The sequence below is a fragment of the Shimia isoporae genome, from assembly GCF_004346865.1.
GTDB classification, from domain to species: Bacteria; Pseudomonadota; Alphaproteobacteria; order Rhodobacterales; family Rhodobacteraceae; genus Shimia; species Shimia isoporae.
This window is the reverse complement of sequence record NZ_SMGR01000001.1, coordinates 1,109,671-1,131,041: the sequence shown is the minus strand read 5'-3', so window position 1 is coordinate 1,131,041 and position 21,371 is coordinate 1,109,671. Positions and strand designations below refer to the sequence as shown.

General features: G+C 56.9%; 16 protein-coding genes. 10 read left to right on the top strand and 6 right to left on the bottom strand.

What is annotated here, in order from left to right:
* Both ruvX and BXY66_RS05540 read left to right on the top strand, forming a co-directional pair.
* Nucleotides 1-477, top strand: a complete 477-nt coding sequence (ruvX, locus tag BXY66_RS05545) for a Holliday junction resolvase RuvX (RefSeq protein ID WP_132860354.1) — start codon at nucleotides 1-3, stop codon at nucleotides 475-477.
* Nucleotides 474-707 (top strand): DUF1289 domain-containing protein, encoded by a 234-nt coding sequence (locus BXY66_RS05540; RefSeq protein ID WP_132859160.1) that lies wholly within the window; start codon nucleotides 474-476, stop codon nucleotides 705-707. The genes ruvX and BXY66_RS05540 overlap by 4 nt, the downstream gene beginning before the upstream one ends.
* Nucleotides 708-778: 71 nt before the next feature.
* Here BXY66_RS05540 and BXY66_RS20670 read toward each other — a convergent pair whose 3' ends face one another.
* The 5 genes from BXY66_RS20670 to dusA form a co-directional block, all read right to left on the bottom strand.
* Nucleotides 779-901 (bottom strand): hypothetical protein, encoded by a 123-nt coding sequence (locus BXY66_RS20670; RefSeq protein WP_279432481.1) that lies wholly within the window; start codon nucleotides 899-901, stop codon nucleotides 779-781.
* On the bottom strand, nucleotides 901-2,445 hold the full coding sequence (locus BXY66_RS05535; RefSeq protein ID WP_132859159.1) for a calcium-binding protein: 1,545 nt from the start codon (nucleotides 2,443-2,445) through the stop codon (nucleotides 901-903). Before BXY66_RS05535 ends, BXY66_RS20670 begins: the two co-directional genes overlap by 1 nt.
* Nucleotides 2,446-2,606: 161 nt before the next feature.
* The gene (locus BXY66_RS05530) at nucleotides 2,607-3,290 is read right to left on the bottom strand and encodes a phytanoyl-CoA dioxygenase family protein (protein WP_243694302.1); all 684 of its coding nucleotides are present in this window, start codon (nucleotides 3,288-3,290) and stop codon (nucleotides 2,607-2,609) included.
* Nucleotides 3,291-3,382: 92 nt separating this feature from the next.
* Entirely contained in the window at nucleotides 3,383-4,210 is an 828-nt protein-coding gene (locus tag BXY66_RS05525) for a sulfite exporter TauE/SafE family protein (protein WP_132859157.1), read from the bottom strand.
* A gap of 113 nt (nucleotides 4,211-4,323) precedes the next feature.
* Nucleotides 4,324-5,319, bottom strand: coding sequence for a tRNA dihydrouridine(20/20a) synthase DusA (gene dusA, locus BXY66_RS05520; protein WP_132859156.1), 996 nt, complete (start codon nucleotides 5,317-5,319; stop codon nucleotides 4,324-4,326).
* 637 nt (nucleotides 5,320-5,956) lie between these two features.
* On the opposite strand from dusA, the gene BXY66_RS05515 reads away from it, so the two are divergent.
* The 8 genes from BXY66_RS05515 (at nucleotide 5,957) to BXY66_RS05480 (ending at nucleotide 20,186) form a co-directional block, all read left to right on the top strand.
* Complete coding sequence (locus tag BXY66_RS05515) at nucleotides 5,957-8,563, top strand: calcium-binding protein (RefSeq protein WP_132859155.1); 2,607 nt, start codon at nucleotides 5,957-5,959, stop codon at nucleotides 8,561-8,563.
* A gap of 248 nt (nucleotides 8,564-8,811) precedes the next feature.
* Nucleotides 8,812-11,991, top strand: coding sequence for an Ig-like domain-containing protein (locus BXY66_RS05510; RefSeq protein ID WP_132859154.1), 3,180 nt, complete (start codon nucleotides 8,812-8,814; stop codon nucleotides 11,989-11,991).
* 42 nt (nucleotides 11,992-12,033) lie between these two features.
* Nucleotides 12,034-13,359, top strand: a complete 1,326-nt coding sequence (locus BXY66_RS05505) for a TolC family protein (RefSeq protein WP_243694301.1) — start codon at nucleotides 12,034-12,036, stop codon at nucleotides 13,357-13,359.
* Complete coding sequence (locus BXY66_RS05500; RefSeq protein ID WP_243694300.1) at nucleotides 13,356-15,653, top strand: type I secretion system permease/ATPase; 2,298 nt, start codon at nucleotides 13,356-13,358, stop codon at nucleotides 15,651-15,653. Before BXY66_RS05505 ends, BXY66_RS05500 begins: the two co-directional genes overlap by 4 nt.
* Nucleotides 15,650-16,843, top strand: a complete 1,194-nt coding sequence (locus tag BXY66_RS05495; RefSeq protein WP_132859152.1) for a beta-barrel domain-containing protein — start codon at nucleotides 15,650-15,652, stop codon at nucleotides 16,841-16,843. Before BXY66_RS05500 ends, BXY66_RS05495 begins: the two co-directional genes overlap by 4 nt.
* Nucleotides 16,844-17,142: 299 nt before the next feature.
* The gene (locus BXY66_RS05490) at nucleotides 17,143-18,423 is read left to right on the top strand and encodes a serine hydrolase domain-containing protein (RefSeq protein ID WP_132859151.1); all 1,281 of its coding nucleotides are present in this window, start codon (nucleotides 17,143-17,145) and stop codon (nucleotides 18,421-18,423) included.
* Nucleotides 18,424-18,806: 383 nt separating this feature from the next.
* Complete coding sequence (locus BXY66_RS05485) at nucleotides 18,807-19,271, top strand: phosphate-starvation-inducible PsiE family protein (protein WP_207911290.1); 465 nt, start codon at nucleotides 18,807-18,809, stop codon at nucleotides 19,269-19,271.
* A 312-nt stretch (nucleotides 19,272-19,583) separates the two neighbouring features.
* On the top strand, nucleotides 19,584-20,186 hold the full coding sequence (locus BXY66_RS05480; protein ID WP_132859150.1) for a LysE family translocator: 603 nt from the start codon (nucleotides 19,584-19,586) through the stop codon (nucleotides 20,184-20,186).
* Between the two features lie 4 nt (nucleotides 20,187-20,190).
* On the opposite strand, the gene BXY66_RS05475 is transcribed toward BXY66_RS05480, so the two are convergent.
* Entirely contained in the window at nucleotides 20,191-20,904 is a 714-nt protein-coding gene (locus BXY66_RS05475; protein WP_243694299.1) for a trypsin-like serine peptidase, read from the bottom strand.
* Nucleotides 20,905-21,371 lie beyond the last annotated feature (467 nt).

Here is a 21,371-nt window from a genome sequence, read left to right as displayed (position 1 = left end):
GTGATCTATGACGATTTCGAGGAAATGGCCGCCAGCCTGCCGCAGATGCAGGCGTTGATGGGGCTTGATCTCGGCACGAAAACAATCGGCGTCGCTGTCTCAGATGTGATGCAGTCCGTGGCGACACCGATTGAAACCGTCAAACGCAAAAAATTCACTCTGGATGCGGCGCGCCTTGTTGAATTGGCCAAGGACCGGCAGATTGGTGGCATTATTCTGGGTCTGCCGCGAAACATGGATGGCAGCGAAGGACCGAGGGCCCAATCCACCCGCGCTTTTGCCCGCAATTTGCTTCCGCTGGTGACGTGCCCAATTGGATTCTGGGACGAGAGATTGTCGACGGTTGCCGCCGAAAGGGCTCTTCTTGAGGCGGATACGACACGAAAACGTCGCGCAGAGGTTATCGACCACGTTGCCGCAGGGTATATCCTGCAGGGGAGCCTCGACCGGCTCAAGCACATCAGGAGCGCGCTTTGAGCAAAGATATCGTCTGGAAACGCAACGAGGTGGAAAGCCCCTGCATTCAGGTCTGCGTCGTGCATCCCGAGGAGCGCATCTGCACCGGTTGTCTGCGCTCCATCGACGAAATCACCCGTTGGTCAAAGATGGACGCTGACGAGCGGCGTACAATTATGGATGAGCTTCCAAGTCGCGCTCCGCGTCTTCGGAAACGTCGTGGTGGCAGAAGCGCCAAACTACGCCGATAGAGATTTCGCGAACGCCCATAAAAGAAAAGCCGCGCAGAAGAGCGCGGCTTTTCTTTTTTATGTGATTTGTGTCAACGTCGCTTCCGGTCCGTGATCCGTGCGACCTCTTCAACAAGGCTGACAGCGCGCACCACGAAAGGCACAGGGGCAAGAAACAGCAACGCAAGCCAGTTTAGTTCGCTAAACCACTGCATCAGACCATAACTTCCGCAGTGGTTTCGATCACGATCGCATCTGCTGTCAGTGCGGGGTAGCCTCCCACAACCGTTCCGATGACTTCGCCGTCATAGCTGATAAGCGCCTGACCGGCTGTGTCCGGATCCTCCGAGATCGTGACCGTGCCCATAGAACCTTCGGGCACAACAATCATGATCTGGTCTTCGAGGAAGTCGTAGTCTTCGATCACGGGTGCAGTCGCATCCGGAGACAGACCAAGTTGGCTCAAAACAAAGTTGTCCCCATCCAAGCCGCCGGTCGCAGAATCTCCGGCGCCAAGCCACATCATGTCTGAACCGTCACCACCGACCAACGTGTCAGCGGCTCCGTCATCTTCGATGACTGCAACACCGTCGACCGCGTCCTCAGGTGCAGGCGTTACGCTGAGACCAAAGAGGACATCGCTGCCGGCACCACCTTCAAGGCTGTCCGCCCCTTCGCCACCGAGCAAAGTGTCGTTGTCATCTCCGCCCATCAAGGTGTCATCACCGAGGCCACCTTGCAGAGTGTCCATGCCGGCATCTCCGAGCAACGCATCCGCGCCCTCGCCACCGTCAACATAGTCGTCCCCGTCGCCGCCAGCTGCGCCGTCATCTCCAACGCCGGCCAGTATCGAGTCGTCGCCTTCACCACCCAAGAGAATATCGACGCCTTCGCCACCCTCCAGCGTATCGTTACCCAGACCACCGTCTGCGCTGTCATCGCCAAGGCCACCGAGGATGGAGTCGTCCCCCTCATCGCCCATCATGAAGTCTGCGCCCTCGCCTCCGTCCAGGGTGTCGTTTCCGAGACCGCCGTCAGCGTAATCGTCGCCATCTCCGCCAAGGATCGCATCGGTGCCGTCGCCCCCAAAGAGGGTGTCGTCTCCAAAGCCGCCACCGATCAGGTCATTGCCGCCACCCGCAACGACATAGTCGTTGCCAAGACCACCATAAAGGATGTTGTTGCCTTCGTAGTCCTCGATGTCGTCGTTACCGTCACCGCCGCGGATAACATCATCGCCCTGACGACCGCTAAGCGTGTCATCGCCAGCGCCACCATTCATCGAGTCATCGCCAAAACCACCGATGACGCGATCGTTGCCTTCACCACCAAAAAGTGTGTCGTCACCCGTGCGTCCCGCGATCCAGTCATCACCCAGACCCCCCCCAACGGCATCGTTGCCGCCAGCTCCGGTCAGGCTGTCTGCTCCAGCGCCACCCCACACTGCATCATCGCCGCTACCGGCGTTGATGGTATCGTCACCTTCGTTTCCAAGGATCAATTCACCTTCGGACGTTCCCGCTAGGACGTCAGCCGCTGCTGATCCGAGAATGTCCTCTGCGCCAGCAGAAGCCGTTGTGACGCCGCCGCCTGTCGTTCCCCCGCCATCGGTTGTTCCACCACCGGTTCCTGTTGTGGAGCCATCATCACTGGCGGGATCCATTGAATCGTCGTTGTTGGAATCGTTGTCACTTCCGGTTTCATCAATTGCCCAGGCAATCAAACCAACGCCCAAAAGCAAACTCAGCGTAATTAACATATCAAATCCCCCCGGATTTTCTTACCCGTCACACTCTGCCCGAGAATTAACACAATTTTGCCTAAATTACAGATATTTGTTGGATTGTTTCCGGATGCGGAGCATTGCCCGATTTGACGGCAATCTGTTTCCAGAAATTGCGGATTTTGTCCGCGAATTGATTAACGAAGCTTTAACCAGTCATTCCCAACGGAATTCAATTCAGGTCGGAAATACGCAATTGCGCGATGTTCCTGAGCCGACTCGTAGGTGTCCGCCCACGGACCCACCCCATGCAACAACAGACGATGAACGAGGATCGTTTCGCCCGGTTTGGCTTGTACACAAATCCTTTGACATTGCTCAAACACAGCCCGCCGCGCCTGTTGATATGGCTGCCTGATGTCTGTCACGGACCACTTTTCTGGCGGCACATCCCCAAGAGCAGCAGCAAAGGCGTTTCGCATGATCTCGTGGCTGCCGTCCCAAACCACCAACGGGCCCTGATCTGGCTCGTTGGCCGTTAAAGGCAGACCCATGATCCAAGCATGCGGTTCTTCTAAAAATCGTTCCCCGTTTGGTCCCCGTTTCAAGCCATCGACATGAGCCGCGTCTCTGCGTAGCCGGTACCCGAAGGCCGCCTCGCTTTCATCTTCACGTGGCCTGGGGTAACCCGGAGACACAACCGATAGTTGAGCTTTGTGTAAATCGGGCCAGCTGCCGTAAAGAGCTTTTATTGCGGTTACCGGCGCCCCGCCGAAAGGTACGTTATTGATGCTGCCTGTTTCGTCGTTTGGCAGCGCATCAACGCCGACAAACCATGTGTTTTCGCAAACCCACCACTGGCGCATACTTGGCGCCTGCATCGCCTCTCGCCCAGCGCGCCAAGCTGCCTCCCCCCATGTTTTGACACGCGCATCAAACGGAAGCACGCACCAGCCACGAGAGAAAAACGCTTCTACCATCCAAGTGCCTTGCGCAGCATATTGAGCGCCACCAGCGTCAGGAAAACGGCAAATACGCGCTTCAGCGGTTTGGGGTCCATGGCGTGCGCAATGCGCACACCGATCGGCGTCGTAAGAAGCGTCATCGCGATAATGATGAAAAACGCTACCAAGTTGACCGCGCCGATGGTGAATGGCGGTCGATAAGCGGCATCAACCGGAAGGAAAAGGAAGCCAATCACAGACGGAACCGCAATGGTCACCCCAAAGCCGGCAGCGGTCGCCACCGCACGGTGTATGGGCGTGTTAAACAGGCTCATGAGCGGGACACCAAAGCTGCCCCCGCCAATGCCCATCAGGACGGACAGGAACCCCATCATAGGGCTCAAAACCGCGCGCAATGGGCCCTTTGGCATTGCTTGTCCTAACCGCCAGTCCGACTTGCCAAGCCCCATGTAGGCCCCGATCACCAAGGCCAGACACCCAAATACCACCTGAAGTGTCACGGAACGCAGATTTGACGCGACCAACACCCCGATGATGGCACCGAGGACAATACCCGGAGCCCAACCCCGCAGGATCTCCCAGTCCACAGCGCCCTTCTTGTTGTGACTCATGACCGAACGCACGGACGTTACTATGATCGTCGCCAGCGACGTCGCGAGACACACCTGCATCAATTGCGGACCGTCATAACCCAGAGCCGTGAATGCATAGAAAAACGCCGGCACCAGAACGATACCTCCTCCGACGCCAAGCAGCCCCGCGAGCACACCTGCAAGCGCTCCTATAACCAGCAGCAATACAAGCATCTGCAAAAGCAACATGGGATCGGCGGTCATGGTCAGTCTCCGGGCAGTCTTTTTTGTTCGCGCCCGCAGCTAAAACCTAAAAATCCGCTCGCTGCAAGGTGAGCCCCTGCCCGAAGCCGTGCCGTCACCAAACTGTGAGCGCGTCAGGCCGCAGCCTTTGTGACATATGCCAGCGCGGCTTCAACGGTATCCGGTCCTGCGTCTGGTTTGGTCGCATTTTCAGACAAGTAGCGTCTCCAGCCACGCGCCCCCGGCCGTCCCGCGAAAAGACCAAGCATGTGACGCGTCACCTGATGCAACTTACCGCCGCCGCTCATGTGCTGTTCTATATAGGGCAGCATTTGCGCAACCACCGTTACGGGATCACTGTGCTGACCGGTGTCGTAGATGCGATTGTCTGCCTGACACAAAACATCCGCAGGATTGTGATAGGCAGCCCGGCCGATCATGACGCCATCCATGCCGGCCGCAAGATGGGCCTCAGCCTCATCCAGAGTCGTGATCCCGCCGTTGATCGACAAATGCATGTCCGGGAAATCGCGCTTCATCTGATGTACCAGCGGATAGTCCAATGGCGGAATGTCACGATTTTCCTTCGGGCTCAGCCCCTGCAACCAAGCCTTGCGCGCATGCACTGTCGCGCGCTGTACACCGGCACGGGACATGTGATCGAGGAAGTCAGGCAAGACTTCGGTCGGCTCCTGATCATCCACGCCAATTCTGCATTTGACAGTGACCGGCACCGACACAGAGTCCTGCATGGCTTTGACGCAGTCCGCCACCAGCGCGGGTGTGCGCATCAGTACTGCTCCAAAAGTGCCGGACTGGACACGATCGGACGGGCAACCGACGTTCAGGTTCACTTCGTCGTACCCGCGCCCTTCACAAAGCTTCGCGGCCGCGGCCAGTTCTTTCGGGTCTGATCCGCCCAACTGCAACGCCACAGGGTGTTCTTCCTCGGAGAAATCCAGAAGATGCAGTGCCCCACCCCGCACCAGAGCTGGCGATGTAACCATCTCGGTGTACAACAACGTCTCACCAGACAGCAGCCGATGCAGATACCGGCAATGGCGATCCGTCCAATCCATCATGGGCGCGACCGACAAGCGGGCCGCTCTATCCAGGTCTTTGTCTGTCATCTCTTTGACGTTCTTCCGGGTTCTTCCGTGGGGCATGGCCCATCATGTAGTCGGTCTTGGCGCGTTTGCCAGATCCAACGGGCATTCAATTTGACCTCAGGCTCATACAGAAGAATCCACTTTAGCAAAACGGCAATCGCATAGACGACTCAGTTTGAAACCGGAACGCATTGGTCTGCAAAAAGTTGCGAATGTGCCTCTTGGAAGGCTGCGCCTGTCATCTGAACCAAAATATTTGGCGCGTTTATCTGTTGGATTTTCTGAAAAACTACGTGCGAATGCGCTGAGCCTTACATCAACCATCCGGCGTAAATTCAATAATTACAGCACCTTAACGCGTTTCATATTTTAGGTAAATCAACAGCGGATTTGACCTCAATTCCCTTCGCAATCGCGCAGTTTCCGCTTTTGGATTTCGTTAACTTCTAGGGCCTAGGTCCAAGTGCAGGGATGCCGACTGACGCATAAGAAATGCGCGATAGGCCCCGAGGCAGAGCCAAGAATTGTCGCTCTGGACGCAGAAAGCATCACGCGAATTAGGCGGCAGCAGCCGCAACTTCAGTAAGGAGCAATCCATCCGGATTGCGGCCGCGACCTCGTTTTCACGACCAATTTTCTGGCTCAGGGATTCAGTACGATGCCGACGACTATTACAATTGATACAGACAAGGCACCGATCGAGGTGAAGCAGGACATGTTCGGCGGGAACATCCTGTCTGACACCAATGAGACCGACGGTACGCCCAACGACAGCTTTGTTGAAGCCGCAGACGCATTGGGCGTGTCCCATCTTCGCTATCCGGGTGGTCGTGCAGTTGGTGAAGACATTACCCAACTTGACACCTTGGCAACCGGGTTCGATCAGCTTGACGCCGACTTGCGTGCCTATCTTGACTGGGCCAAGGCCACCGGCACCTCCACAACTCTTGTTGTCGCGGCACTTGACGAAACCCACACCGACCCGGCTGAACTGAAAGCCTGGTCGCAACTCGTTCTTGATTACATGGGCGCCGACGCGCACCTGATCAAAGCCTATGAGATCGGCAACGAATTCTGGCAAACCATCGACGAGACGGAATACGGTGCAAATGCCCGCGCGATCACCGAAGCCCTGAACAGCGTGACGGTTGATGGCTACCAGCCCGACATTTATGTGCAGACTGCCAATGTGACTGGTGGTCAGTCCAACTACAAAGGCTCCAGCAACGGCTCCATTTCCGACGCTGACGCCAAAGCCGCCATGCAGCATTGGGAAGCAGACCAGCGCCCGGATGACTGGCTCGACGGAATGAGCGCGAGCGATTTCTACCACAGCCTGAACGACTACGAGCAACGCATCATCAAAGGCAATCTCGAGCTGATGCAGGAACTTGATGCGGACGGCGACATTACCAACGGTTTCCAGTTCGACAGCAGCAACGGCTTCGACGGCATCGTCGCGCACTATTACTACAACGACTGGGAAGGCGGCTTTGACCTGACCGAGAACGACAGCAAGATGGAGGTACGCAACCTCGATCTGCGCTTTGCGGTTTGGGAAGGTCTCATTCCGGATGACGTGGACATTCGCGTCACCGAATGGAACGTGGACAGCAACAACTACAGCGCGCTCGGCTTGCGGGCTGCGGGCACAACGATCGAGATGTTTGCCAACATGCTTGAACTTGGTGTGGACGGTGCCGAATTCTGGGCGATGCGCCACAACACCAGTTCTTCTGTCGCGGGTCCACACCTCGACAATCGCGCGATCGAGTACACGCCGGCCGGGTTGGCCATCCAGCATTTGTCCGACGCATTTGAGAACGCGGGCGGCTCTCTCGAGTTGATCACGGTCGAAGGTTTCAACCCGAGCGAGATGGAAGTGAACGTCTTCAACTCAGAGGACTATGTGGTCGTTTACGTCATGTCGATGAGCGATGATTTCGGCAAGCAGTTCGATCTGGATTTGTCCGGTCTTGTTGACGGCGCGCTGGATTGGAATGCAATCAAGTTCGGCATCGACGAAAACTCCTCTGACGGCCTCAGTGAGAACCGCGCGTATGACGAAGACGGGCTTCTCGTGTCTCGCAACCCGAAGCGTGTGATCAGCAACGAGGAACGCGACGCCTTGATCGCAAAGTTGGGCGACGCGTTCTCCGACGGCATGATCAAATTGTCCGGTGGCGTTTGGAAAACCTACCTGCCCCACCCCGAGGATATTCTGCTGCGCCCGGGCGTGACCAACCCGACGTCGCTCGAAGATTTCTACTATCCGACGGAAAGCGATGTCATCGGCATGGAGACATATTTCTCCAGGGACGCGCTCGGCGGGTCCGTCGCGGAGTTCTCCTTCGAGCTGGATCCCTATGAACTTATCGCAATCACCATCAAGAAGGCTGACGCCGCCATCCACCAGACCGGCACGGACAAGTCCGAGTATTTTGCCGGCGGCAGCGGCAATGACGTTTTCCATGGCGGTAACGGTGCTGACACGATCCGCTCCAAGGAAGGCGACGACACGCTTTATGGCGAAAAAGGCAACGATCACCTGGTTGCAGGCAAGGGCGAAGACATCCTGTACGGCGGCGGCGGTCGTGACAATCTCGAGGGCGAAGATGGCAATGACCGGCTCTTTGGCGGCAATGGCCGAGACACTCTGCGGGGTGGCGATGGCGACGACACGCTCTACGGCGAAAACGGCGACGACTACCTGTACGGCGATGCCGGCAATGACCTGATGTACGGCGGGATCGGCAGTGACCGTCTATATGGTTACGACGACAACGACACCATGTACGGCGATGCTGGAACCGACACCCTTTACGGCGGCAATGGCAACGACGTGATGAACGGTGGCGACGACAACGACACCCTTTATGGCCAAAACGGAAACGACATCCTGTTCGGCGACGCGGGCAACGACTTCCTGTCCGGTGGCGAAGGTCATGACGTTCTAAAAGGCGGGACTGGCAACGATCGGCTGTACGGCGGACGCGGCAACGACACCATGACGGGTGGAGATGGCGCCGACGTCTTTGAATACAAGAACGGCGACGGCATGGATGTCATCACCGATTTCAACACCGCAGAAGGCGACATTCTGAAACTCGCAGGCGTAAAAACGATCGATGACTGGAACGATTTGGTGAGCAACCATCTGATCCAGGACGGCAACAATGTGATCGTACATATGGGGTCGACCAACCACATCACGCTCAACAACGTGAGCATTGGTGACCTTACGGCAGACGATTTCCTGTTCTAACACGCCAAAGTTGTGAAAATTTCAAAGGGCAGTCCGTTTGGGCTGCCCTTTTGTTTTGCCACTCCGCCGGAACAGGCCTCTCCAATGAGGAGAAACCCGCCAACCCTTTGCAAGCAGACCGCTTTCTGCGTTCGACAAGGCATTAATCAATTCCAAAAAATATTTGGAAAACTTGATTTGTCTGCGTATAGTGCGGGCAAATCATAAGGGCAAAAAGCCCAACTAATGAACAAGAGCGGTGAAAACTCATGAATAGTTTCGGTTATGCCGTCCGTGGCGCGGACGGGGGTGTGGTACGTGGGCAATCGGCAGTTTCCGACCACGGAATAATTGCTGTTTCGCAGGCAAGTGAAGTATCGCTGAACCTCTCGCCAATGGATGTGACGTCTTACACCCGTCAGGGCGGTGATCTGGTGGTCACCCTGGCGAGCGGTGAGACAATTACGCTTCAGGGCTATTTCACCGGAGACATGGCCGAAGATCGTGATCTTTATCTCAGCAAGGATGGCCAGTTCCACAAAGTGGAGATGGGCGAACCGGTCGGCGACCAGTACTTTGTTCAGTACGACACCATTCCGATGGATGACAAATGGTCCGAGTATGACGACCTCGCCTTTCTCGATCTGGAACGGATCGAACCTGTTGTCGCGCCAATCGCAGCCGCAGTTCCCGGGATCGGTACGCTTTTGGGTCTCGGCGGTGCGGCGGCCGCCTCCGCGCTGGTAAGCGGCGGCGGAGACGACTCCGGCGACGGCTCTGGTAGCAACGGCTCTGGAGATGATGACGGCGACACGGGTGGTGGCACAGGCGGAGGGTCTGGCGGCGGCGGCACCGGAGCTATTGTTCCAACCGTAGACGACCCGGACGTTGATCGGATCATTGGCGGCACGGGTGACGACACCGTGACCATTACTGGCACCGGCGAAGCTGGCTCGGTCGTCGTGGTGAACGTCGGCGGCGCGACAGAAACGGTCACCATTGACGACTCCGGCACTTGGGAAGTGGTATTGGACCCGTCCGAACTGCCAGCTGACGGCGTATATGATGCCGCGGTCACCGTGACTGCGCCCGACGGCACCGTCTACAATCTGGACGGACCAACAGTGGACATCGACACCACTGCGCCCGATGCGCTGGTGACAGAGGGGACGCAGTCGGTTGGCGAAGTTGTAAATGCCGACGAGCGGGACGCGGGGCACGTGATTACCGGCACAGGCGAACCCGGCGCGTCAATCGACGTCGAAATTGATGGCACCACGCACAGCACAACAGTCGCGAACGACGGGTCCTGGTCGGTGACCTTTGCCTCCGGAGAGATTGCAACTGGCGAATACGAAACCGCTGTTACGATCACCTCCACTGATGCGCGCGGCAACGCGACAACCGTCACGGACATTCTCGAAGTGGACACCATTGCGCCGGGCGCGACGCTGGGCGTTGTCGAAGGCGACAATGTCATAAATGCCGCAGAAGCCTCCGACGGTGTTGTTTTGACTGGAACCGGTGAACCCGGAAGCTCACTTACGATTGATTTCCAAGGACTTACTCGCACTGTCACCGTCGGCAACTCCGGCGCTTGGTCGATGTCTTACAGCGCTGCTGAAATTGTGCCTGGCACATATGACAGCGACATCACATTGACGGCCACCGACGCCGCGGGCAACAGCTCCACACAAAGCTTCACCGTACATGTCGACACCGTTGGTGCCGCCAGCATCACCTCCCCGATTGCCGGGGATGACATCGCAAACGCGGCCGAAGTTGCTGCGGGCCTGACACTTACCGGCACTGCCGAAGCAGGGTCTCAGGTGGCTGTAACGGTCGAAGGTGTAACCCGCAACGTACTGGCTGATAATTCGGGTAACTGGACTGCAAGCTGGACGGCAGCCGAAATTCCCTCCGGCACATATGACAGCACAGTCACGGTCACCGCCACGGACCCGTCGGGTAACAGCACCACTGTGAGCGAAACTTTCACAGTCGACACGGAAATTTCCGCGGGGCTGGACGCAGGGCAACTTGGCGGCGACAACACCGCAAATGCGGCGGAACAGGCCTCTGGCATCACCCTCACCGGCACTGCAGACGCGGGCGCACAGGTTCTGGTCACACTGGAAGGCGTAACACGCACAGTCATGGCAGATGGCTCTGGCAACTGGACCGCAAATTGGACGGCAGCCGAAGTTCCGGCAGGGACTTACGACAGCACCGTCACTGTGGTTGCCACCGATCCAGCGGGAAACAGCACGTCTACAACCGGTACCGTACATATCGATACAGAGGTGTCTGTAGGCTACGACAGCGGTCAGGCTGGGGGCGACGACATCGCAAATGCGGCCGATGTCGCCGGGGGCGTGGTCCTCACCGGAACGGCCGACCCTGGAACATTGGTCCAGGTGACCCTTGCCGGCGTCACCAGAACAGTGACCGCAACGGCAGGCGGCACATGGTCCGCCGCGTATTCTGCGGCTGATATCCCTCAAGGAGAATACGACGCAGCGGTCAGTGTTACCGGCACCGATGCCGCGGGCAACCTAGCGACCACGTCCGGTACATTGCGCGTGGACACGTCCACCGCCGTGACCGTGGATTTGAACGCAGCCATGTTCACAAATCCGGTGAACGCAGCGCAAATGCAAGGTGGCCTCGTGATGGATGGCACCGCAGAACCCGGTGCCACTGTCAGCGTTACCGTAGAAGGCGTGACGCGCACCACGACCGCGGATGCATCCGGCAACTGGTTCGTGACCTACGAAAGCGGTTCCCTGCCCGAAGGCACCTATACCGCCAATGCGACGCTCAGCGTGACCGACGTCGCGGGCAACACAGCATCGACCACCGCGACCTTCGAGGTCGACACCGAAATCACGACCCCGATTGTTCAGTCGGTGACGTTTGCGGGTGATGATGTGACCTCGGTGTCGCTCACGTCCGAAGACCAGACCTACGAGATGCATGCGCTCAATCAGGATGGCTCGACGGCGCAACTGGCAACGACGGAAGTCGCGCTTGGCGGCGACGAAAGCCTGTTTGTCCTGAATCCGCGCGCCGCGGATGGCACCCATCTGGTGATCTCGTCCGAGGATGCGGCAGGCAATGAGTCTGACACTCTTCTGGTGCTGGACGACAACGTCACCAATTCCGGCACCCTGGATCACGCCGCGCTCGGTAACTTCAACATCGAAGCTCTCGAACTGGACTACGCGTCAGACACCAGCCTGACACTGACGGAATCTCAGATCCGCGATCTTTCCGACACCTCCGATACGCTCACAATCCACGGTGGCTCGGACGATCAAGTTACGGTATCCGGAGCGACCAATACGGGACAAACCGTTGATATCGAAGGTGAAACTTATGACATCTACACAGTTGGCGACGACGGTGTGACGCTGGTTATCGATCAGGACATCAACGTCATCGTCTAATTCATCCAAACGGGAAACGCACTCGGGACACAAGCTCAGATCATGGCACTGCATCCGCTTATCAAAGGTCTTCTGCCTCTTCTGGGGCTGAGCCTGCTTGGCGGTTGCATGCAATCCATGCCGCTTGAAGCGCCGGCTTTCCTGAAAGGGAAACAGCAAGAAGACGGCGCTGAGGTCATGAAGGCCGCGAGCGCGTTTTCTCAACCGGACACTAAAGCCCAATCCGACATTCTGGAGACGCTGGTGGCCCGACGTTCGGTTCTGCCGGAAAGCAGCCAGCTTGCCTATGTAACAGACGTCGCGTTGACCTCGTCCAATCGCGCCGCCGAAGCGCAACTCAAGACCGCCAAGTTGCGGGCGGAAGCCGAAGACAAGAACTGGTTGCCAACGTTGGGTCCGACGGTGTCGCTTACCTCGCTGGGTGACGTCGTGGCCGGACTAGTGCTGGATCAGGTCCTGTTTGACCACGGTCGCAAAAAGGCGGAGCGCGACTACGCGGCGGCCGACGTCGAAGTGGCGGCAGTATCGTTATCGCAGGACATGAACGACCGCGCCTACACCGCATTGGCGCTCTATATCAAAGCACTGCGCGGCCAGGAAAAAGCTGCTCTCGGAAACCGAGCACTCAAGCAGATGAACCATTTTGGCGACATTGTCGAAGGTCGCGTGTCCGGTGGCGTGTCCAACAAGGGCGACCTGAGAATGGTTCAAACCAAGATCAATACCCTTCGTACGATGCGGGACACAGCCTCCGAAAGCACCGAAACCGCGCTGTCGGAGTTGACCGCGATGACCGGCACGCGATTTGACCTTGCGCCAGTTTCCGGCGTCGAGGTCAATGGGTCTGTCGAAGCACTTGAGGTTATCAAGGCCAGCGCGGAGGCCAAACGCGCTGTGGCACAGGCGACAGTCGAGCGTGCCGGACAACTGCCCGGCCTTTCGGCCACGGGAACATTGGCAAACACAGGCAATTCCGCGTCTTTGGACCTGAGCACCGAAACGGGCCTTGGTCTTGGCACCGGAAAGCGCATTCAGGCAATTGAATCGACCAAGGAAACGGCCAAACGGCAGGTTGAGGAAGCGCAAGAAGACTCCGCACGCTCCGAAAGCCGCCTGCGCCGTGAAATCGAAAGCCTTTCCCGTCAGGAGAAAGAGGCCAATACTTTGGCCCGCGACGGGCGCCAGACCTATAAACTTTTCGAAGCTCAGTTCCGCGCTGGCCAACGATCTGTGTTGGAAGTCGTTGATGTCTACGAACAATCCACCTATCGCGCTCTGGACGGGATTGACGCGAAATACGACAAGATCCTCGCGCAGCTGCAACTGGCCCGAGACATGGGTCTTCTGGCGAACGGAGACGCGATTTGACCAAGGCCAAAGCCCCGGTTGTTCTCTCGATCGCCGCCGTGAAACCCGGTGCCGCCGCCAACACGCCGCAAAACACACCGTCCAAACCAAAGCAATCTGAACCCAAGGCAAGCGTCACGCTGAGCCAAGCGCAAACAACGCCGAAACCTGCGGCAAAACCGGCTGACGCGCTGCACGACCTGGTAGAAGCCACTGCGACTCGCATCGAACATCGTGCCGGCCTCGTCTCGACTCTGGCCGCTCTCAACGGAGTGGACGTTCCGGTTTCGGATGTTGGCGAGTTCATGTGGACGACATCGCCCGGCGACGTGACCTTGACTGCACTGGCAAAGGCGCTTTCCCACACGGGCGTGGATCCCAAGATCCACAAATCTCTCGCGATTGCGCCCAAGAGCTGGCCCGCGATCACGATGATGAGCAACGGGCAGTCGGTCCTTGTGCTGTCACAGGAAGAAGAGACACTCACAGTCTACGATCCTAGCCAGCCCGACAACCGCGCCGAAGTGCCGGTAACGGAGTTCGCGCCGTTTTTCACCGGACAGGCTCTGGCGGCAAAGGTCTCGCTGCGCCAGTTGGCCGACAGACATGTGCCGCAGATCACCAACGACCATTGGTTCTGGGGCGAGTTTACCAAGTACCGTCGGCACGTCGGCGAAATTATGTTGGGGTCGCTGGTCGCGAACCTTCTTGCTGTGGCGGTCGCGCTTTTCTCGCTGCAAGTCTACGACCGCGTTATCCCGCATCAGTCCGAAGCGACGCTCTGGGTGCTTGCAATGGGCGTTATCTGCGCGATCCTGCTTGAAGGCGCTCTGAAACTTGCCCGTGCGCGAATGTCCGACGCCGCAGGCCGCCGTATGGAGCTTTCGATCCAGCATCGCCTGATGAAGCGCCTTTTGGGTATGCGCTCCGACCGGCGCCCCCTGCCCCCTTCGGGCTTGTTTGCCGCCATGCGTGATTTCGGGGCCGTGCGCGACTTTTTCACGTCCAGCACGATTTCCGTTTTGGCCGACATGCCGTTCATCCTGATCTTTCTTGCGCTGGTCGCCTCCATCGCCGGCAACATGGTCTGGGTGCTGGTCGCTGGCGGTCTGCTGATGGTCTTACCGGCCTATCTCTTGCAAAAGCGAATGATCGACTTGTCCCGTCAGACCCAGGGCGCATCGACAAAGGTCGGTCGTTTGCTGCAGGAAGTCATTACCGAACTTGATACAGTCAAGACACAGCGCGGAGAGGAACGTGTTCTGCGCCTTTGGGACGAGCTGAACGAGGTATCTTCGTATTCGTCTGCGGAGCAGCGCCGGCTGGCCGCGACCCTGACCCACTGGTCCAACGGCGTTCAGCAGATGACGTATATCGCGACCGTCGTGATCGGCACTTATCTTGTTTTCGCTGGCGAATTCACTGTGGGAACCATAATCGCGGTTGGCATTCTGACATCACGAACTCTGTCACCGTTGACCCAGTTCGCCGGCACTCTCGCACGCTGGTCCAACGTCAAGGGAGCGCTTGAAAGCCTTGATGCAATTGCCCTCTCCGAACAAGAGAAAGACGGCGCCCGCAAGTACCTGCGCCGCGAAAGCCTGAAAGGCCAGTTTGAATTGCGGGAAGTCAGCTTTGGTTATGACGAAGAAGCGGCCCCGACGCTGGATGTGCCCGGCGTCGTAATCAAACCGGGGCAACGTGTGACCATTCTCGGCGCCAATGGTTCCGGAAAGTCCACGCTGCTCAAACTGCTTGCAGGACTTTATGGGCCTACCAAAGGCCGTATTCTGATCGACGGTGCCGACATGGGGCAAATCGATCCACGAGATTTGCGACGCGGGATCGGGTACCTGTCGCAGGATGTTCGGCTGTTTGCTGGTTCACTCCGCGACAACCTTAACCTCACGCAACTGGAGCGCGATGACGACCGCCTGATGCAGGCAATCGATTTCGCGGGGCTGGGCGAGTTTATACGCAACCATCCGCAGGGCCTTGATCTTCAGGTCCGCGACGGTGGCGAAGGCCTCTCCATCGGTCAACGACAGTCCATCGGCTGGGCACGGCTCTGGCTACAAAATCCCCCTGTTGTCCTGCTGGACGAACCCACTGCGGCACTGGATCAGACGCTGGAACGTACGCTTGTCAGCCGACTGGACACTTGGCTTGAGGGGCGCACGGCACTTATCGCGACCCACCGCACGCCCATTCTGGCGCTTTCCACAAGGACTCTCATCCTTCAAAGCGGACGCTTGGTTGTAGACGGGCCAAGAGAGAAAGTGCTCGCCCACCTCGCTGCGGGAGAGCGCGCATGACCAGCCTGACACCGGAACACTTTGACAATGAGGATACGGCTTTTGAGGAACAATTGCGTGCCTCGAGACTGACCATCCGGCTGATCGCCGGTGCCGTGCTTCTGTTTCTGGTTTGGGCTGCTTTCGCCTGGGTCGATGAAATCGTGCGCGCAGATGGTGAAGTTGTCAGTTCGTCGCGCAGCCAATCCGTCCAAAACCTTGAAGGCGGTATTCTGGCCGACCTCGCCGTCAAGCAGGGCGACCTTGTAGAAGCAGGCCAAGTCCTCGCCACGCTCAGCGATACCCGTTTCCGCTCGGCATTTGACGACCTGCAAGACCAGATCGACGCTTTGGAAATTCGCCGGATGCGCTTGGAGGCTGAAATCGCCGGCGCGTTCGAATTTACCGTTCCGGACACACTTGCCACCCGCGCAGAGCGGATGCTGGCCTCGGAGCGCGCGTTGCTCAAAGCCCGCCAGACCGATTTGGACAGTCGCCGCGAGGGCGCTTTTACCCAGCTTGAGCAAGCCAAAGAAGAGCTTCGCAATATGGAAGGGCTCTACAAGAAAGAGTATGTGGCTCTGCTTGAGGTCAACAAGGCGCGCGAAAAAGCGTCAGAGGCCGAGATACGCTACATGGACATCCTTACGCAGGCCGAACTGGTGCTGGCGGAAGAGTACTCGGAAACCCTCAAGGACATCACCTCTCTCAAACAGGAAATGCGTTTGGCGACGGACCAACTCAACAGGACCGTGATCACCGCCCCCATGCGCGGCATCGTCAACAATCTGGCCGTCACGACAATCGGAGGCGTGGTGCGCCCCGGTGAAGAAATCTTCGAGATCATCCCTCTTGGCGAAGACCTGTTTGTCGAAGCCCGCGTGCGCCCGGAAAACATTGCCAATGTTGAACCGGGACAGGATGCATCAATAAAGCTGACAGCCTATGACTACACCATTTACGGCACGCTCAAAGGCAAGGTTGATTTCATTTCCGCCGACACTTTCGAGGACGAACGCGATCCCTCCGCGCCGCCGTTTTATCGCGTGACCGTTACGGTGGACGTGGACAATCTGACCGACCGCCAAAAAGCCATCGAAATCCGGCCGGGCATGCGCGCGAGCGTCGAATTGCACACCGGTTCCAAAACGGTTCTGCGCTATTTGATGAAGCCGCTTTACAAGTCCCGCGAAGCGTTCAGAGAACCGTAAACGAAACACTGTCTGTTCCTTGTGGAAGGAACGCACGTTCTGCCGACACCTGACGGGCTACGGACAAAGCCGACGGCAGACTCTGGGCAATCTACGTCTTTATGCAACTCAAGCGCATTTTGCCGGTGCCGACTGAGGCAAATGGAACGGACTTCCTGTTCTTGCAGCGTAGAAACTGTTGGACCTCAGACCAGTATGTATTCATTTGGCAGCACAGCGGCGTTGGGTCGGGGCTGGACACATGGGCTGAATCATGGCTGAGTCTCGTAAAGCATCCTGGGTAAAACGAACTCCCCGCAATGAACCTGAATGTATTCAAGCTGGTGATCACCTCCGCTACCGCAATCCTGCTTTTGGGAGCAGGAGCGGCTCATACCTCCTCTGAAAAACCAGCATCCACAGAAGATGTTTCCTTTTGGGACGAAACCGTTGAATCCCTTACGAGAAGCCCTTGGATATATGAAGGAACAAATGTTTTTGGAGAACTGGCACGAGTTCAACCGTCTGAAAGGGTCCGTGCTCTGGAAAGAACCCCGTACCCGACGGAGCTTGAGAATTTTACATTTCTAGCCAGCAATGATGAAGAACAGAACATCGCCGATTGGTTGCACCAAACGCATACCGATAGCTTTTTGATTTTTCACGATGGCAAGCTTGTTGCTGAAAAGTACTTCAACGGCATGAGAGCTGATACGCCTCATCGCATACACTCCATCACAAAAACGGTCTTGGGAATGGCCGCCGGGCAAGCGGTTGAGGCAGGAAAACTGGATCCTGAGAAATTAATGACCGAATACCTTCCTGCGTTGGACGGCCCGGCATTCAAAAATACAACGGTTAGACATCTACTCGATATGACTGCCGCCATTGATTGGACGGATGGTTCGTCAGGTTACATAGCCGACGCCGGCGCGCTGTTCTGTGCCTTCGGTCAAGACCACTCGGACCAAATTGAAAACTGTGATACCGAGGCTGGCGTCAAACAGTACATGATCTCTCTGGCGGATCGTGAGAGCGTTATAGTAGACGGTGAGGCATTTGATTACCGCTCAGTGCTATCGGCATTACTGGGCATGGTTGTTGAAGCGGCGTCCGGCGAAAGCTACCTGAATGTGCTCGCCGAATTATGGGAAAATATCGGTGCGCAAGATCCAGCATACAGCGAACTTGGACCCAAGGGGATTGTGCAAACAAGTGGAGGGTTATTTACAAGCTCGCGAGACCTCCTGCGATTTGGCATTATGATGCTGGAAAACGGCGAAGTCGGCGACACCCAAGCCATTCCCTCGGATTGGATAGCTGACACTATTCTAGCAAACGATGAAGTGATTGCGGCCTACGAAAGAAGTGCATACGCAGAGGTCTTCGAAGGCTTCCACTACCGCAACCAGGTTTGGGTAAAGAACAGAGAAAATGGTGTGTTTTACGGCATTGGTGTCTATGGACAGCTATTGTACGTAAACCAGACAGCCAATGTGGTTATGGTAAAGTTATCAAGCCAGCCAGATGTTCAAAATACATCTATGTACTTAGACTCTATGGCTGCAATGGACGGAATTGCAGAGACCTTGAGCAAGTGATTTTCACAGCGCCCTGATCTGGCATTCAGAGCCAAATAGCCCAAGCCTCCTTTTTGCTATCCCACTTGGGCTTAAGTCCGCTGGTTGTCGGTTCAGATAGCCGTGTCAGAAGAAACCACCCCAAGTCCGGCTGGAGAGCTCCAGCATTTCTTTTCCAGGAACCAGCATGTTGTGGAACAGCGCAAAAGGTGCCGCGAAGACCCGCCCCGTCGCCGTCGCTGACAGGCCAACGATCAAGGCGCAGGCTACAGCAGATTCAGGCCCTGTTGTTTGTTCGGCAGCTTGACCCAGAACAAATTTGCATACCAACTAAACGAAATCCGAAGGCCCACAGGAAACTCGGACAATAGACGGGGTGAATTCCAACATGGATGGAGGATAACTTGGCCAACAATAGTGAAAATTCGTCAACCGCTCACGTCGAACTGGACCCTGAACACGAAGATGCGGTTGTGAGATGGTGCAACCGAATGATCCGTCATGGCGTTCGTCTCATGTCGGTTCTAATGCTCATTATTATTGTACTGGCGATAATCGATGCGGGATTTACAACGTTCCAGAAGCTTCTTGAACCACCTCTATACATTTTGGAAGTGAGCGACCTGCTCACTGTCTTCAGTGCTGTGCTCGTTGTTCTAATCGCAGTCGAGATCTACACAAACATAACCCTTTACCTGACCGCAAATGTAATTCACATCAAGCTGGTAGTCGCGACGGCCCTGATGGCGGTGGCTCGAAAGATCATCACTCTGGATGACAAGAACTTGGAGCCGCAGTATTTCCTTGGATATGCGGCACTTGGACTATCGCTCGGCCTTACTTACTGGCTCATTGCGAGGAAACCTTGAAACCTGTTTGGACTGAGCAAGCCCAGGTAGGTTTGTTCAATCAAACTATGTATTGAGCCAAACCCGAAACGCTATTTTGGCTTGCGCCTGTTCTGGAATATCGGACCGGCCGGAGGGAGCCACGATTTGTGTACACTGCATTTCGGTCCTCGCACGGTATCGTTGGGATCCGGCTGGCAATGCACTTTCGTAGTGCGCGAAACGGGCACAAATTCTGGCAGTTTTCACTGAAAACGTTCCCCAAACTGCCTTCTTCCATGACATGGGCCTCCACCTCACCTAACGTTTGACCACCCTCAATCGGAGCGCACTATGCATCTCACTCACCTCGTCGCTTTCAACATCGCCCTTCTGGCCGCCATCGCCAGCCCCGGTCCAGCGTTTTTGGTGGCTGTGAAAACCGCCCTCACAAGCGGCCGACGCGCTGGCATCGCCGTTGGCCTGGGTCTTGGCCTCATGGCAGCCCTATGGACGGCAGCCGCCCTGTTTGGTCTCGAAGTTGTTTTCGTCGCCTTCCCGTGGGCCTATACGATCGTCAAAACCATCGGTGCGCTCTATTTGATCTGGATCGCCTACGGCATGTGGAAAGGCGCGCGCGCACCTCTTGAGACAGAGGTGAAACCCGCACGGCACGCTTTTCGGCAGGGTGTTCTGATCAACCTGATGAACCCCAAATCGGTGCTGTTTGCCGCTGCGGTTCTTGTGGTGATTTTCCCGCCCGACATGACGCTCGCCGAAAACCTGCTGGTCGTGGGCAATCACCTGATTGTCGAGTGGATCGTTTATACGGCCATTGCCTTTGGCATGAGCACCGAGATGGTCAGCCAGCGGTATTTAAGGGGCAAGGTCTGGCTTGATCGCGCGGCAGCTTCGGTTCTGGGCGCTCTCGGCATCCGACTTCTAATGGATCGCTAAGGGCTCAGCCGCCGCGCATCATCTTCTGCAGGGCGTCCGTTGTCAGGGTTGTGCCAACAGACACAGTCCGGCCGCCCATTGCCGCGCGGGCGGACACCACCGATACCAATGCCGGATTCTTGCCGTTGCTCAGTGCCAGAACAGGGGCACCTGACGCGCCAAAATCCACATCGCAGCTCATCACTACGGTTTGGTGCTGCGTCGCCAGAACACGACAGGGGTATTCCAGCACAGGATCATTGCGGTTGCCGATGTTGTAGCTCAGCACGCCCAGCATGTCGCCAGAACCAAGGCGGATATCTTGCGCCATCGGCAGCACAGCGTTCTTGTCGATCGGACTCACCAAGCGCAATAACGCCAAATCATGGCCGACCTGTGCGGTCCCCTTGTGGACGTGGCGGTACTGGGGATGCTGCGTTGCGCTCCGAACCTTGCGAACAGCCACGGCCTTGCCTTTGCGCAATCCCGCCTGAAATTCTATCTGGTGGGGTTTGACCCGGCGTCCGTTGTTGGGATCATAAAGGCAATGCGCCGCCGTCAGAACAAGATCGGGCGACACCAGAGCGCCGGTACACATCGCATTCCCGTTGACCATCAACCGTCCAACCGATGCCTCGCCAGGGAGAGAGTCTGCAAGCTTGCGCGCCTTCTGAGCGTCGGCAAAACCCGCGGTCGGCAGCAAGCCGGCAATCAGACAGATCAGTTTTACAAAACGCATAGCAGCTCCTCTGGTCAGCCCGACCAGATAGAAGGACCACTTGGGCAGCATTCAGGCAAAACCGGTGCCTTTTGCCGCCCTTTTCGGCCCCATTTCGGGCGCGGTGCGGGCCTTGTGCCCACTTCCTGCCCCAATCCCAAGCGCTGCTCTTGGACGTTTCGTCCTGCTTGAGCGGACGAGCATGGAACGTTTTGTCACACCTGTCACGGATTAGTTTTGCACCCGCCAAAGCCCATCACTGGCATACGCCCGCGGGCGACGGCGCGACAGGGCATCCATAAAAGGCCTTTATTTCAAAGCTCTTCTCGCCCGTTTGGAAATTTTATTTACACATATTTGAGCGCTAACAGGAAATCTATTTACAGAAGTTTTGTTTTATTTCGGCAGGTTATTTTGTTCTTTTCTGTTCTGTCTATTCTTGTACTGGGCGCTGCCGTCTGTGCAGCGGGGAGAGAGTTTTTGAGATC